Origin of the sequence: Fischerella thermalis PCC 7521, from assembly GCF_000317225.1 — a bacterium.
GTDB lineage: Bacteria > Cyanobacteriota > Cyanobacteriia > Cyanobacteriales > Nostocaceae > Fischerella > Fischerella thermalis.
In genome coordinates this window covers 1-13,288 of the sequence record NZ_AJLL01000060.1, presented here as the reverse complement: position 1 = coordinate 13,288, position 13,288 = coordinate 1, and the positions used below count along the sequence as shown (strand labels likewise).

14 protein-coding genes and 1 pseudogene are annotated in these 13,288 nt (G+C 42.0%); 12 read left to right on the top strand and 3 right to left on the bottom strand.

The genetic code is table 11. The features are described from left to right. Positions 1-112: 112 nt before the first annotated feature. A complete protein-coding gene (locus tag UYK_RS26550; protein ID WP_040469237.1) occupies positions 113-415 on the bottom strand; it encodes a hypothetical protein in 303 nt (100 codons plus the stop codon). 64 nt (positions 416-479) lie between these two features. Here UYK_RS26550 and UYK_RS0112550 point away from each other — a divergent pair, with 64 nt between their 5' ends. Both UYK_RS0112550 and UYK_RS0112545 read left to right on the top strand, forming a co-directional pair. Then, complete coding sequence (locus UYK_RS0112550) at positions 480-1,136, top strand: sigma-70 family RNA polymerase sigma factor (RefSeq protein WP_016871501.1); 657 nt, start codon at positions 480-482, stop codon at positions 1,134-1,136. Positions 1,137-1,293: 157 nt separating this feature from the next. Further along, entirely contained in the window at positions 1,294-1,911 is a 618-nt protein-coding gene (locus UYK_RS0112545; protein WP_016871500.1) for an anti-sigma factor family protein, read from the top strand. A gap of 42 nt (positions 1,912-1,953) precedes the next feature. Here the strand turns inward: UYK_RS0112545 and UYK_RS0112540 are convergent, their stop codons facing one another. Beyond that, positions 1,954-2,394: a gamma-glutamylcyclotransferase family protein gene (locus UYK_RS0112540; protein WP_009458879.1), complete on the bottom strand. Its 441-nt coding sequence runs from the start codon at positions 2,392-2,394 to the stop codon at positions 1,954-1,956. A gap of 87 nt (positions 2,395-2,481) precedes the next feature. Between UYK_RS0112540 and leuS the strand changes: the two genes are divergently transcribed. The 4 genes from leuS to UYK_RS0112520 all read left to right on the top strand — a co-directional run bounded on the left by leuS (position 2,482) and on the right by UYK_RS0112520 (position 8,124). Further along, a complete protein-coding gene (gene leuS, locus UYK_RS0112535; RefSeq protein ID WP_026086451.1) occupies positions 2,482-5,064 on the top strand; it encodes a leucine--tRNA ligase in 2,583 nt (860 codons plus the stop codon). A gap of 803 nt (positions 5,065-5,867) precedes the next feature. Continuing rightward, positions 5,868-6,557: a GHMP family kinase ATP-binding protein gene (locus UYK_RS0112530; RefSeq protein ID WP_009458883.1), complete on the top strand. Its 690-nt coding sequence runs from the start codon at positions 5,868-5,870 to the stop codon at positions 6,555-6,557. Beyond that, positions 6,538-7,425: a UTP--glucose-1-phosphate uridylyltransferase gene (locus tag UYK_RS0112525; protein ID WP_016871497.1), complete on the top strand. Its 888-nt coding sequence runs from the start codon at positions 6,538-6,540 to the stop codon at positions 7,423-7,425. The genes UYK_RS0112530 and UYK_RS0112525 overlap by 20 nt, the downstream gene beginning before the upstream one ends. Before the next feature lie 21 nt (positions 7,426-7,446). Further along, a complete protein-coding gene (locus UYK_RS0112520; RefSeq protein ID WP_009458888.1) occupies positions 7,447-8,124 on the top strand; it encodes a hypothetical protein in 678 nt (225 codons plus the stop codon). Between the two features lie 188 nt (positions 8,125-8,312). Here UYK_RS0112520 and UYK_RS0112515 read toward each other — a convergent pair whose 3' ends face one another. Continuing rightward, positions 8,313-8,741 carry a hypothetical protein gene (locus tag UYK_RS0112515; RefSeq protein WP_009458891.1) on the bottom strand — a complete coding sequence of 143 codons (429 nt, stop codon included), beginning with the start codon at positions 8,739-8,741 and terminating at the stop codon, positions 8,313-8,315. 216 nt (positions 8,742-8,957) lie between these two features. Here UYK_RS0112515 and UYK_RS0112510 point away from each other — a divergent pair, with 216 nt between their 5' ends. From UYK_RS0112510 to UYK_RS24220, 6 genes and pseudogenes are all read left to right on the top strand, one after another. Next, entirely contained in the window at positions 8,958-9,158 is a 201-nt protein-coding gene (locus UYK_RS0112510; protein WP_009458893.1) for a heavy-metal-associated domain-containing protein, read from the top strand. A 38-nt stretch (positions 9,159-9,196) separates the two neighbouring features. After that, positions 9,197-11,455: a heavy metal translocating P-type ATPase gene (locus UYK_RS0112505; protein WP_009458895.1), complete on the top strand. Its 2,259-nt coding sequence runs from the start codon at positions 9,197-9,199 to the stop codon at positions 11,453-11,455. Between the two features lie 135 nt (positions 11,456-11,590). Beyond that, on the top strand, positions 11,591-11,896 hold the full coding sequence (locus UYK_RS0112500; protein ID WP_016871494.1) for a hypothetical protein: 306 nt from the start codon (positions 11,591-11,593) through the stop codon (positions 11,894-11,896). Positions 11,897-11,966: 70 nt separating this feature from the next. Beyond that, positions 11,967-12,380: a heavy metal-responsive transcriptional regulator gene (locus tag UYK_RS0112495; protein WP_016871493.1), complete on the top strand. Its 414-nt coding sequence runs from the start codon at positions 11,967-11,969 to the stop codon at positions 12,378-12,380. A gap of 17 nt (positions 12,381-12,397) precedes the next feature. Further along, positions 12,398-12,565: a hypothetical protein gene (locus tag UYK_RS26760; protein WP_016871492.1), complete on the top strand. Its 168-nt coding sequence runs from the start codon at positions 12,398-12,400 to the stop codon at positions 12,563-12,565. A 531-nt stretch (positions 12,566-13,096) separates the two neighbouring features. Beyond that, a pseudogene (locus UYK_RS24220) lies at positions 13,097-13,288 on the top strand (hypothetical protein); the annotation flags it as partial.

Below are 13,288 nucleotides of genomic sequence, written 5' to 3'. Positions count from 1 at the left end.
GCAGGCAATCATTTTAAGTGGTGTTCATAGTGTGGTTGGGAGTAAAGATTATGTTAGAAAAACTATTGTTAGCAATAACGATTACGTTTTCCCTCAATTTATTTCTGCAAGTTCATCTACCAGAAGAATCTAACAGTGGTGCTAATTTACGGCAGTTAAAAGAATCAGCACCTGTTATTTTGGTGAGGTTGCCACAAAAGTAACAGGTAATGGGTAATGGGTAATGGGTATGAATTAGTTGTCTCCCTTGTCCTCCTTTTCCCCGATACCTGATTTCGTTTATCAAAAAAATTTTTTTTGGCAATAGTAGGTATTCAGTGATGATTGCTGTCACAAAGATACGTAGCGTCACTGTGTCTGACAAAGATGTATCTGCAAAGGTATCCTGTGTTCCAGTCATAAATCCGTCACTCATACTAGGAACTTCCAGCAGATCAGTAGGTCTAATAGATAGGGATGATTTACAGCCAGTACGATCTATGAGCGAATCGATTACTGTATCCTGGTCAACTGTTGATGCGAGACTCCCGGAAGCATCAGTGCAAGTTGACAAACTTTCTAACCACGATTTAATTTTACGCTGTCAGACTGGACTGCGCCCAGATCGTGCTGCATTTGCAGAACTACTGCGTCGTTATCAATCCCAAGTCGATAGGGTATTGTATCATTTGGCCCCTGATTGGTCTGACAGAGCGGATCTCGCTCAAGAGGTTTGGATTCGGGTCTATCGCAATATTCACCGATTGCAAGAACCATCTAAATTTCGGGGTTGGTTAAGCCGCATTGCTACTAACTTGTTCTACGACGAGTTACGCAAACGCAAGCGAGTTGTCAGTCCTGTCTCGCTGGATGCTCCCCGTTCGGTGGACGACGGCGAAATGGATTGGGAAATCGCAGGAGATACTCCTGGACCTGAGGAAGAACTCACAACTAGGGAGTTTTATGAGCAATTGCGAGATGCGATCGCGGATTTGCCTGAGGTATTCCGTACGACGATAGTTCTGAGGGAAATTGAGGGTATGGCATACGAAGAAATTGCCGAAATTACAGGAGTTTCCTTAGGAACAGTCAAATCGAGAATAGCCAGGGCTAGAGCCAGGTTGCAATCGCAGTTACAGCCTTATCTTGGTTCCTAGTTTAAAGTTCTACTTAATGGCAGATTTTTATATTTCATTAAGGTTTATTAAGATTTATGGAAACTGCTTCTGCCATCAAGAAAAACAGGAGAAATAATGATCAGCTGGGGCCGAGTCCGCTATGTTTACCCGTGCATGAATTGGTAATAATGTTAAGATGACTACTGATTCTCATTTAAATGACCATTCCCACTTGCAATTAAATATCGATTTGCCAAATGGGGAGGCAGAGCATACCAATGAATCAACGGGTGCTATGGATATGGTGAAGCGCGATCGCTTCGAGTTATTGAGTGCTTATCTTGATGGAGAAGTGACAGCTGCCGAACGTAGGCAAGTAGAAGAACTGCTGGCAAACGATCAGGCGGTGAAGTGTTTATATGCGCGACTTTTGAAGTTGCGTCAGGGCTTACGAACTATGCCCGTACCACAGTCACAGCCAGTAGAAGAAACTGTTGAACGAGTCATATCTCGTTTACATCGTCGCCGTGCGCGTTTAGCCTTGATCTGCGGAGGTACAGCGATCGCTGCGACTCTAATTGGTGCAGTATCTGGGTTATTACCAGGTGGGAAGTTAACCCCCCAACTGGCAAAAAGACCTGCAACAGAACAGGCGCAGCTAGCAAAGCCAGAAAATATTGCTGCTGCACCATTAATTGTTTCTATTAACAGTCCTATCCTGCCAATTCCGAAAGCAGCAGAAACTACTCCAGAAGAGCCAGTTAACCTGGATAAGCAGTTACAACCCTTAAGTATAGAGAACGAATATCATTAAGAATTATGAATGATGAATTATGAATGATAAAAAATTCATAATTTAGAATTCATAATTTATTTGGTTAGTCCACCAACCATCGGCTTGGTAAATACCTCCCAAGTGATCAACCATTTCTGGTGTCATCAAATAAACCCAAGCCCAACCAAGGGAGCTTCCTTGTAAATCATATATTTGTATTTGTTGGCGATTATATAAATTTTCCGAAGCAGGTCTAGTGGGGTGGTAATCTTCCAGTTCATCTAGTTCAACTAGAACATCTGGACAATCAAATTCGAGTAAATACCCGTAGACATAATTATCCCCCGATGTCATGGCTGGGTAGCCTTGGGGTAGAGCAAACAGTCTGCCTAGTGCATAAGCTTTAGTCGCATTTACCACTCTGCGATCGCAGTAAATACTATAATTAGCTTCTCCTGGTTTGAGGGTGCCATAAACAAACACCCGTAGCAAATCAGAAGATTTTTCCTTTAATTCAATCATTGCTTATTTCAACCAACCTGTTCGTCTGCTTACCATCATCTAAAATATGGAGGCAGACTATGGTTAAAGTCCAGTAGGAGAGTTTTTGTGGATTCCCGATATAACCCAACCAGCATTGAGGAAAAATGGCAAAAGACATGGAATGAACTTGGCTTAGATAAAATTTCCCCAGACACCAATAAGCCAAAATACTACGCCCTGTCCATGTTCCCCTATCCATCGGGCAGCCTGCACATGGGTCACGTCCGTAATTATACGATTACCGATGTGATTGCCCGCCTCAAGCGAATGCAAGGGTATCGGGTATTACATCCGATGGGTTGGGATGCCTTTGGTTTGCCTGCAGAAAACGCTGCCATTGATCGGGGTGTTCCCCCTTCAAAGTGGACTTATCAAAATATTGACCAGATGCGGCAACAATTGCAACGTCTGGGTTTATCAATCGATTGGGATTGTGAAGTTGCCACCTGTTCACCAGACTATTACAAATGGACACAGTGGATTTTCTTGCAGTTTTACCAAGCAGGGTTAGCTTACCAAAAAGAAGCAGCCGTAAATTGGGATCCCATCGATCAAACAGTATTGGCAAACGAACAAGTTGACAGCGAAGGACGTTCCTGGCGTAGTGGGGCGAAAGTTGAACGCAAATTATTGCGACAGTGGTTTTTCAAAATTACTGACTATGCCGAAGAATTGTTAAACGACTTGGAAAAATTACCAGGTTGGCCGGAACGTGTCAAATTAATGCAAGCTAACTGGATCGGCAAATCTACAGGCGCATATTTGGAATTTCCTATTGTGGGTAGTTCCGAAAAAATTGGTGTGTATACTACCCGTCCAGATACAGTTTACGGTGTTAGTTACGTAGTCTTAGCACCAGAACACCCATTGACAAAATTGGTGACAACAGCTGAACAGCAATCAGCAGTAGCAGCGTTTGTCAAGGAAGTCAGCAACCAAAGCGAGTTGGAACGCACTGCTGAAGATAAGCCCAAGCGGGGTATTCCTACAGGTGGTAAAGCAATTAACCCGTTTACAGGGGAAGAAATTCCCATTTGGATCGCTGATTATGTCTTGTACGAGTACGGTACAGGTGCAGTCATGGGTGTACCAGCGCATGATGCACGAGATTTTAAGTTTGCCAAGGAACAGAATTTACCGATCAAAGTGGTAATTGTGCCCGAAGGAGGCGATGCATCAGCCCCATTAGAAGCAGCTTACACCGAACCAGGAGTTTTGGTGAATTCTAGTCAATTTGATGGCATGAATTCCACCGATGGCAAAAAAGCAATTGTCGAGTATGCCGAAAAACAAGGCTTTGGCAAAGAACGGGTACAGTATCGCTTGCGGGATTGGTTGATTTCCCGACAACGTTACTGGGGTGCGCCAATCCCCATCATCCACTGTCCCGATTGTGGCGCAGTGCCTGTTCCCGTTCAAGACTTGCCCGTGAAATTACCAGAAGATGTAGAATTTACCGGGCGTGGTGGTTCGCCTTTGGCAAAATTGTCAAGCTGGGTGAATGTACCTTGTCCAAACTGCGGTACACCAGCCAAGCGGGAAACCGACACGATGGATACGTTTATTGATTCATCATGGTATTTCTTGCGGTTTACTGATGCTAAAAACGAACACCAGGTTTTCGATTCTGCTAAAGTTAATGACTTAATGCCTGTGGATCAATATGTAGGTGGGATTGAACACGCGATTTTGCATTTATTGTATTCGCGGTTCTTTACCAAAGTATTACGGGATAGAGGCTTGTTGAACTTTGACGAACCTTTCCAACGCTTGTTAACTCAAGGTATGGTACAGGGTTTGACTTATTTTAATCCCAACAAAGGTGGTAAGGACAAATGGGTTCCCTCCCATCTTGTTGATCCTAACGATCCCCGCGATCCCCAAACAGGCGAACCACTCCAACGCATCTACGCCACTATGTCCAAATCAAAAGGCAATGGTGTAGCGCCGGAAGATGTGATTAATAAATACGGTGTCGATACCGCCCGGATGTTCATTTTGTTCAAAGCACCGCCAGAAAAAGACTTGGAGTGGGATGAAGCAGATGTAGAAGGGCAATTCCGTTTCTTAAATCGAGTTTGGCGCTTGGTAACAGAGTTTGCTAAGAATCAGTCATCACCAAAAATAGATCAATCCAAAATCCAAAATCCAAAATCCAAAATCGAAAAAGACTTGCGACGGGCAATTCACACCGCAATCAAAGAAGTCAGTGAAGACGTAGAGGACGAGTATCAATTCAACACCGCTATTTCAGAATTGATGAAGCTGAGTAATGCTCTCACTGATGCTAATTGTAAAGACTCACCAGTATACGCAGAAGGTATTGAGACTTTAGTTGTCCTGCTGGCACCTTTTGCACCCCACATCGCCGATGAGTTATGGCATTTATTGGGTAACACCAACTCAGTTCATACCCAAACCTGGCCTCAGTATGATTCCGCAGCATTGATTGCCGATGAAATTAACTTAGTGATTCAGATTATGGGTAAAACTCGCGGTGCGATTCCAGTTCCTGCACAAGCAGACAAAGCAGAGTTGGAAAAGTATGCGCTGGAATCGGAAGTTGGTAAGCGCTACCTCGAAGGCAAAGAAATTAAAAAGGTGATTGTAGTACCTGGTAAGTTAATTAATTTTGTGATTGGTCAATAGTTACTAGTTAGTGGTTAGTGGCAGCCCTTTCAAGGTGAGTAAAAATCCTCACAAAAATTACCGAATTTTGAGCTTTTCATCTTTGTGTCTTAGTGCCTTAGTGGTTCAAAAGTTAATTTTTTCACCACAAAGACACTAAGACACCAAGAAAATTACATCACACCACCAAAGGGCTACTACTAACCACTAACCACTAACCACTAGCCCTTTCTGTGGTGAGTAAAAATCCCAACAAATTTTGCCCAATTATAAGCTTTTCTTCTTCGTGTCTTTGTGTCTTGGTGGTTAATAAAATGATTTTTCACCACTAAGACACCAAGAAAAACACATCATTTTAACTTACACCACCAAAGGGCTACCACTAACGTACAGACGCGATTAATCGCGTCTCTAACCACTAACTATTTCTGATACGTAAAAGCGCTTGAGTAACTTTGCGAACTCAAGCGCCTTTTATATTTATTTTTATACCAAATCACTTTTTTGATGCAACATTTGATATTCGCAATAACCTTGAATTTAGGGGGTATTACGAAAATAACTTGTGGCAAACGTATGGTGAAGTGGTATCACTCCTTGCACAAAATTAAGAATATCTTTTCTGGTATAAAACGCGGTCTTGGGTAAGTGACAGTTTCTAAACTGACACTAGTATAACTAAGCAGCAAATGATTGCAAATTAAGCCAAATGTATGGCATTACCCCGCTTGACCCGTAGCACAATATGGTATAAGAACATGCTCGTAACCATATTCAATTGTTACAAAAAGTGTGAGCTTTAGTGAGTAAGATCCAAGACCGATATGAAAATTTTTGTACCAGGACGCCTGTGTATATTTGGTGAACATAGTGATTGGGCGGGAGGATACCGACATCTCAATCCTAAACTAGAAATAGGCTACACGTTGTTGGTAGGTACGAATCAGGGGCTGTATGCACAAGTGAAACCCCATCCCAATCAATTAGTTATTAATACCTCCCTTGGTGATGGAACTCGTAAATCCTTAACTCTACCGATGGAAGCACAGGCTTTGCGAGTAGAGGCTAGAAAGGGTGGATTTTTTAGTTATGCTGCTGGTGTTGCTTATCAATTTTTAGTAGGGGCGCATAACTATGTTGGGGGAATAGAAATTGACAATTACTTGACTGATTTACCGATTCAAAAAGGGCTGTCATCAAGTGCAGCTATTTGTGTGTTAGTGGCGAGGGCTTTTAATCTGGTATATGACTTAAAGATGTCCATCCAAGAAGAGATGGAGTTTGCCTATCTCGGAGAGATTACTACCCCTTCTCGTTGCGGGCGGATGGATCAAGCTTGTGCTTACGGTAATCGTCCCATTGCTATGATCTTTGATGCTACACATACAGACATCATCGAACTTATTATTGTGCAAGGCAAAGAAAATCAACAAAAAGTAATCGAAATCATTGAAAGAGATTTCCCACAGATGCAATGTTTAAAACTAACTATTTATGCCGAAAAATCAAATTAAAAAAGCCCTAATACCTGCTGCTGGGTTTGGTACTCGCTTATTCCCTGCTACCAAAGTTGTGAAAAAAGAACTTTTCCCAATTATTGATCAAGATGGCAGGGTCAAACCTGTAATTCAGTTAATAGTTGAAGAAGCAATTAGTGCTGGCATCGAAGAAATTGGTATTATTGTCCAACCGGAAGATAAAAGAATTTTTATCGATTTATTTAAATACCCACCCAAAGCTGAACTTTTTGAAAAGCTATCACCAGAAAACCAAAAACATAGTAAACACATTGTAGATTTAGGTGACAAAATCAAATTTCTGCCACAAAAAGAACAAGCAGGCTATGGACACGCTGTATATTGTGCTAAAGAATGGGTAGATAATCAACCATTTTTACTGATGTTAGGTGACCATATTTATGCATCTGACATCAAAAAATCTTGTGCGCGGCAAGTATTAGAGGTTTATGCACAGCAAAATAAAAGTGTTGTTGGTTTAACAAAAATACCAGCAGAAATTATTCATAAAGCTGGTTGTGTCACAGGAGTTTGGCAAAAACATAATTCTATTCTTTCATTGACACAAGTCTACGAAAAGCCAACTGTTGAATATGCACGTCAGCATTTGCGTGTTGAAGGAATAGCAGAAAATGAATTTTTATCTATTTTTGGCTTGTATGCACTGACACCAATGATTTTTGATTTTCTCGAAGAGAATATTAATAATAACTTTCGAGAACGTGGCGAATTTCAATTAACAACCTGTCTAGAAAAGGTACGTCAAGTAGAGGGAATGGTGGGGTATTTGGTGCAGGGAAAAAGTTTTGATATTGGAATGCCTGATGCTTATTTACAAACGCTAATTGATTTTAGAAATAGGTAATAACGCAGGTGGTAATCAACAATGGTAATGAAGTTAGAAAAAGTTGTTCCCTTCGGGCGATCGCTTGATGAATACGTGCAAATGTTCCATCTGACTAAATCAGATTTGCGCAAGCGAATTTTGGGGGTTGGCGATGGCCCGGCTAGCTTCAATGCAGAAGCTACAAAAATTGGTGTACAAGTCACTTCGATTGATCCAATATATCAATTTAGTGGTGATGAAATCCTGAAAAGATTTAATGAAATGGTTGATAATATCATTGACCAAGTGAAAGCAAGTCCCGATGACTGGACTTGGTCTTATCACACATCACCTGAAAATTTAAGATGGAATCGAGTCCAAACAATCAATAAGTTTATCAGTGATTATGAGCAGGGAAAACAGGAAAAAAGATATCAAATCGGTGAACTACCAAAACTGAATTTTCAAGATAAAGAATATGATCTAGCTTTATGTTCACATTTTCTCTTTTTGTATTCAGATCACCATGATTACCAATTCCACTTTGATGGCATTAAGGAGATGCTGAGAGTGAGTCAAGAAGTACGGATTTTTCCTCTGCTGACTCTGATGTTGCAACGTTCGCCCTATCTCGATCGCATCACCCAAGAGTTACAAGAACTAGGATATACAGTTTCAATTGTCAAAGCAAAATACGAACTACAAAAAGGTGGCAATGAAATGTTATGGATTCGGTAAATACAAAAGATCATAGGGCAAAAAGATTGAATGCGATCGCACAGTCCCAACAGTGTTTGTTGGCTGACTATTTACCCCTCGACAATTTCCCTACTTTGGCAATAAGTCGCCAAAAACCGCAGCTATTGTGCCTGATGCGGTTTATGAATGTATTATTTGCGGATAAAGCGCTTAATATCGATCAACTATTAATTCACAACGTTACAAATACCGTTTATACGCTGCTTTAATAAAGATTTTAAAGCTGCTTCTTGAGACTTCAACTTCACAATTGTTGGTTGTTCTTCCACAAACACAAGTCTCTTCTTGGCTAGCTCAACTTGCACTGTTTGCAAATCTGCCAAAATATCATGCACGCCAGATATCTTACCACCAGCAGCAGCATCCTCCGCTTCCACCTCACCGCGATTGAATTTGCGGCATAATTTTGCCTGTAATTTTAACTGTTGAATGTTTGCTTTGGAGTCACTTTCCTGCTTAGCAATAGCAAAACCAGCTGCATAACTAGCTATTCCTACAGAAACTACAACTACTGCTGATCCTACCAACCGACGCAGCCTGAGAACCGATCCGGAATTTTGAATACTTCTCTGTTCAGAATCGCCCTTAGTTTCCATAAATTTGACTAACTCACATAGCTCAATTTTGGAGACAGAATATTTCCAAAATAAGTTCCAATTAACTCAAAGCAGCTTCTAATACTTGTATTGTCCCACTATTGGCATCTATTTTCGCTACCCACAGGCAAGATAAATTTTTGCTCACTACCCCTTGACTCTCTAGTAAGGTGGAGATTTCACAATGAGATTAGTTGATTAGATAGAGTGCATCAGATGAAACTTCACCTCAAAGTTCCTAACATGGCTTGTTCTGCCTGTGTCGAAAGCATTACAAAAGCGGTGAAAACTGTTGATCCAGCTGCCATCGTTCAGGCTGATACCAAAACTAAGCTTGTCCAGATCGAAACTCAAGCAACAGAAACTGCCATCACACAAGCAATTACAGCCGCAGGTTATACCGTTACTGGTGACTAAATTCTTTAAAAAGCAGTTCAGTAGTTAGGAGGTGTTGAATGGAAAACACGCATCTGAAACTGCGGGGTATGAGTTGTGCCTCTTGCGCTAAAACAATTGAAGATACGATTCGCTCCGTTGATGGTGTGAATCGGTGTAGCGTTAACTTTGGGGCAGAGCAAGCCACTGTTACCTACGACAAGAGAAAAACTAACCCAAAAGCAATTTGCGATGCGGTAGATACGGTGGGATACTCTGCGATGCCAATGCAAGACGAAGACTTGTTTACCACAGATGATGCAGAACAGCAGATACGCCAAGCGGAAAATCGAGCCTTAGTCAGAAAAGTTTGGGTTGGCGGTATGATCAGCGTCATCATGGTCATTGGTTCGCTACCGATGATGACGGGGTTGTCCATTCCCTTGATTCCTATGTGGTTGCACAATCCTTGGTTACAGCTTGTGCTGGCGACTCCAGTTTTGTTTTGGTGTGGTGCATCTTTCTTTATCAATGCTTGGAAAGCTCTCAAACGTCACGTGGCAACAATGGATACCTTGGTGGCAATTGGTACAGGAGCCGCTTATCTCTATTCTCTCTTCCCCACCTTTTTGCCTGGGTTCTTCACTACCCAGGGATTACCAGCTGATGTGTACTACGAAGCGGCTGTAGTCATCATTACTTTGATTTTGCTGGGACGACTGCTGGAAAATCGTGCCAAAGGACAAACTTCCCAAGCAATTCGTAAGCTTGTAGGCTTGCAAGCAAAGACTGCTCGTGTGATCCGTGATGGCACAGAAATTGACATCCCGATTACCCAAGTGATTGAAGGTGATGTGATTCTGGTGCGTCCGGGTGAAAAAATTCCAGTGGATGGCGAGATTATCGATGGTTCCTCAACTATTGATGAGGCAATGGTCACGGGTGAAAGTGTACCTGTGAAGAAACACCCAGGTGATGAAGTGATTGGAGCCACGCTCAACAAAACTGGTAGCTTCAAATTCCGAGCCACACGAGTGGGTAAAGATACATTTTTGGCGCAGATTGTCAAGCTAGTGCAGCAAGCGCAAGGGTCGAAAGCACCGATTCAAAGGCTAGCCGACCAAGTTACTGGATGGTTTGTACCTGCCGTAATTGCCATTGCGATCGCCACTTTCATCATCTGGTACAACATCATGGGCAATGTGACGATGGCACTAATTACGACTGTCGGAGTCCTAATCATTGCATGTCCCTGTGCCCTTGGCTTAGCAACCCCAACTTCCATTATGGTTGGTACAGGTAAGGGTGCAGAAAATGGCATCCTGATCAAAGGGGCAGAAAGTCTGGAACTCGCCCACAAGCTCAAGACTGTTGTTCTCGATAAAACAGGTACAATTACGCAAGGTAAGCCGACTGTCACCGATTTTGTAACCGTCAACGGTACAGCCAATAACAATGAGTTAAATCTTCTGCGCCTTGCAGCATCTGTCGAACGCAATTCCGAACATCCTTTGGCTGAAGCTGTTGTGAATTATGCTCAATCTCAAAGTGTAGAGTTAACAAATGCACAGGATTTTGAAGCGATCGCTGGTAGTGGTGTGCAAGGGTACGTGTCAAATCAATGGGTACAAATTGGTACCCATCGTTGGATGAGAGAGTTAGGCATTGATACAAGTGCATTGCAACAACATTGGGATCGGCTAGAGTATCTCGGTAAGACGGTGATCTGGATTGCTGTAAATAGCAAAGTCCAAGGGATAATGGGTATTGCTGATGCAGTGAAACCATCTTCTGTAAACGCAATTCGCACATTGCAGAAAATGGGATTGGAAGTGGTGATGTTGACTGGGGATAATCGCCGCACAGCCGAAGTGATTGCCCGGGAAGTGGGCATTAAGCGAGTTTTTGCCGAAGTTCGCCCAGATCAAAAAGCCAAGACTGTCGAGAAAATTCAGTCGGAAGGCAAAATAGTGGCAATGGTCGGGGATGGTATTAATGATGCACCAGCCTTGGCTCAAGCTGATGTCGGAATCGCAATTGGCACAGGTACAGATGTAGCGATCGCAGCTAGTGATATCACCCTGATCTCTGGAGATTTACAAGGTATTGTCACTGCCATTCAACTGAGTCGGGCCACGATTCGCAATATTCGTCAGAATCTCTTTTTTGCTTTTATTTATAACGTCGCTGGTATTCCAATTGCAGCAGGAATTCTTTTCCCCTTCTTCGGTTGGTTGCTTAGCCCAATTATTGCAGGTGCAGCAATGGCGTTTAGTTCCGTATCAGTAGTCACGAATGCACTGCGTTTGCGTAATTTCCGAGCAAAAACAATTAGTTGATAAGTCATAAAGAGTAGTAACAATGCTTAAGAAAGTAATATTTTTTTGCAACCCTGACAGGATTTGGATTTTTACTTGCAGCTATTTCCGGCGCGTTAGCGTAGTTTGCGATTGACCAACGGAGACGTTTAAATAATGAACAAAATAGCAATTATTGGCAGTGTTGCAAGTTTGGGATTGGTGTTTGGAGTTGCTTCTAACAAAACAGTTGCACAAATGTCCCACGAACAGATGCAACCATCTCAAACGAAACAAACCAGTCAGTTCCGTCGCATTGAACAACCCTTATGGGCAAAAGCAGCTGTTACAGCAGGCGGGTTAGGATTGATCAGACTGGAGTTATGGTGGTTTCTGCTGAGTAAGCCAAAATCGCAAAAAGCACAATCGAGTAGTGGGTTAAATAAAAACCACAGAGGCGCAGAGAACACAGAAGAAGGATAAAACTAGAAATTGATGTACCCAGCTTGCGTTGTCTTGACAGAGTACTAGACTAGATAAGTAGGAGTTAATTATGTTAGCCCAAGAAACACTGAAGCAAATCGGTTTAGTTGCTAAAGAAAGTGGCATTCCGATCAAAACAATTCGTTACTACGAAGAACTGGGGTTGCTCAAGGCTTCGGATCGGACTGAGGGTGGATTTCGGTTATTTAATTCAAATGTTTTTGCCCGCCTCAGCTTTATTAAGCGCGCTCAGAGCCTTGGATTGAGCTTGTTAGAGATTAAAGAGTTGCTGGATGTGCATGACCAAGGGGACTTGCCCTGCGACCACATTAAAGCAAAACTGAATGATAAAATTGCTGCGATCACATACCAAATCGAACAGCTACAAGTGTTGAAGTTGGAGTTAGAAGGGCTGCTTTCAGGCTGGGAATCGGTTTCTGAAATACCTGAAAATACCATCTGTCCGATTATCGATCCGACTTAGAAAATCAATTTTGTGCAGTGCATGACGGTAAAGCACTAGATGAAGATAAACAACCTGAGTTAACACAACAACGCCTCAGAATTTGGGTTGCTCTGTTGACACAGGAATTTGCACGTTCTGGAGGTAAGTTTCATGAAGCTCTTGATGAGTGCGATCGCTGCTACCACAAGGCAATAGAGAAATAATTATGTGTAGGTACTTAAGAATCAGCGATCCAAAGGTCTGCTTCGCCTGTTAAATATCTTTTGCTTCAATGATACCGACAGTCCTAATTAATCTTACGGTATCACTCACTTGTAAAGGTTGTGGCTTGAGTACGGAATTTTAGTCTAGTTTAGATTGGGTAGTAAAAGGTTGTATTTGAGCGGATAATACAGATATTGCCGTATTTTTTTGACATTTTTGACGCTTGATGTTCTTCGGGAAATATGGTATCGTTTGCGACTAGTATCCAATGCTAGGAAAAACATGAAGGTAAAAAGTAAAAGTAAAAAAACTTGCCGTTACTTTTACCTTTTACCTTTTACTTTTGGCTATAGTAATTTGATTTGATTAACGAATTTACGCGTGGCGACGGGCAATAGGTACTCCTGCAATAGGAAAGAAGACTCTTCGAAGTGTACCTAGCTTGCTTGAGAGTCCTCTGTAATTATTCAGAAATCAAGACATTACTCTTTGTATCTTCAATAAGTAATACTTGATTTCGGATCACACTTATGCATTATTATGTTCACCCGTTTCAACTCGAACTCCATAAATTGGAAAATATGATTGTGCATGTTCAACATGTCAATAACCAGGAAGTAAAGCAAATTGCTGACTCTAGATTATTCACTTCCCAGGCTATTGGTGAGGAAGGAGGTGATACGGTCACCACCAAAGCTATTGGTGAGGAAGGAGGTGATACA

Bases quoted from the DNA above. Each gene is read 5' to 3' on its own strand.
- UYK_RS26550 (WP_040469237.1), bottom strand. From the start codon at position 415: ATGAGTGACGGATTTATGACTGGAACACAGGATACCTTTGCAGATACA.
- UYK_RS0112550 (WP_016871501.1), top strand. From the start codon at position 480: ATGAGCGAATCGATTACTGTATCCTGGTCAACTGTTGATGCGAGACTC.
- UYK_RS0112545 (WP_016871500.1), top strand. From the start codon at position 1,294: ATGACTACTGATTCTCATTTAAATGACCATTCCCACTTGCAATTAAAT.
- UYK_RS0112540 (WP_009458879.1), bottom strand. From the start codon at position 2,394: ATGATTGAATTAAAGGAAAAATCTTCTGATTTGCTACGGGTGTTTGTT.
- UYK_RS0112530 (WP_009458883.1), top strand. From the start codon at position 5,868: ATGAAAATTTTTGTACCAGGACGCCTGTGTATATTTGGTGAACATAGT.
- UYK_RS0112525 (WP_016871497.1), top strand. From the start codon at position 6,538: ATGCCGAAAAATCAAATTAAAAAAGCCCTAATACCTGCTGCTGGGTTT.
- UYK_RS0112520 (WP_009458888.1), top strand. From the start codon at position 7,447: ATGGTAATGAAGTTAGAAAAAGTTGTTCCCTTCGGGCGATCGCTTGAT.
- UYK_RS0112515 (WP_009458891.1), bottom strand. From the start codon at position 8,741: ATGGAAACTAAGGGCGATTCTGAACAGAGAAGTATTCAAAATTCCGGA.
- UYK_RS0112510 (WP_009458893.1), top strand. From the start codon at position 8,958: ATGAAACTTCACCTCAAAGTTCCTAACATGGCTTGTTCTGCCTGTGTC.
- UYK_RS0112505 (WP_009458895.1), top strand. From the start codon at position 9,197: ATGGAAAACACGCATCTGAAACTGCGGGGTATGAGTTGTGCCTCTTGC.
- UYK_RS0112500 (WP_016871494.1), top strand. From the start codon at position 11,591: ATGAACAAAATAGCAATTATTGGCAGTGTTGCAAGTTTGGGATTGGTG.
- UYK_RS0112495 (WP_016871493.1), top strand. From the start codon at position 11,967: ATGTTAGCCCAAGAAACACTGAAGCAAATCGGTTTAGTTGCTAAAGAA.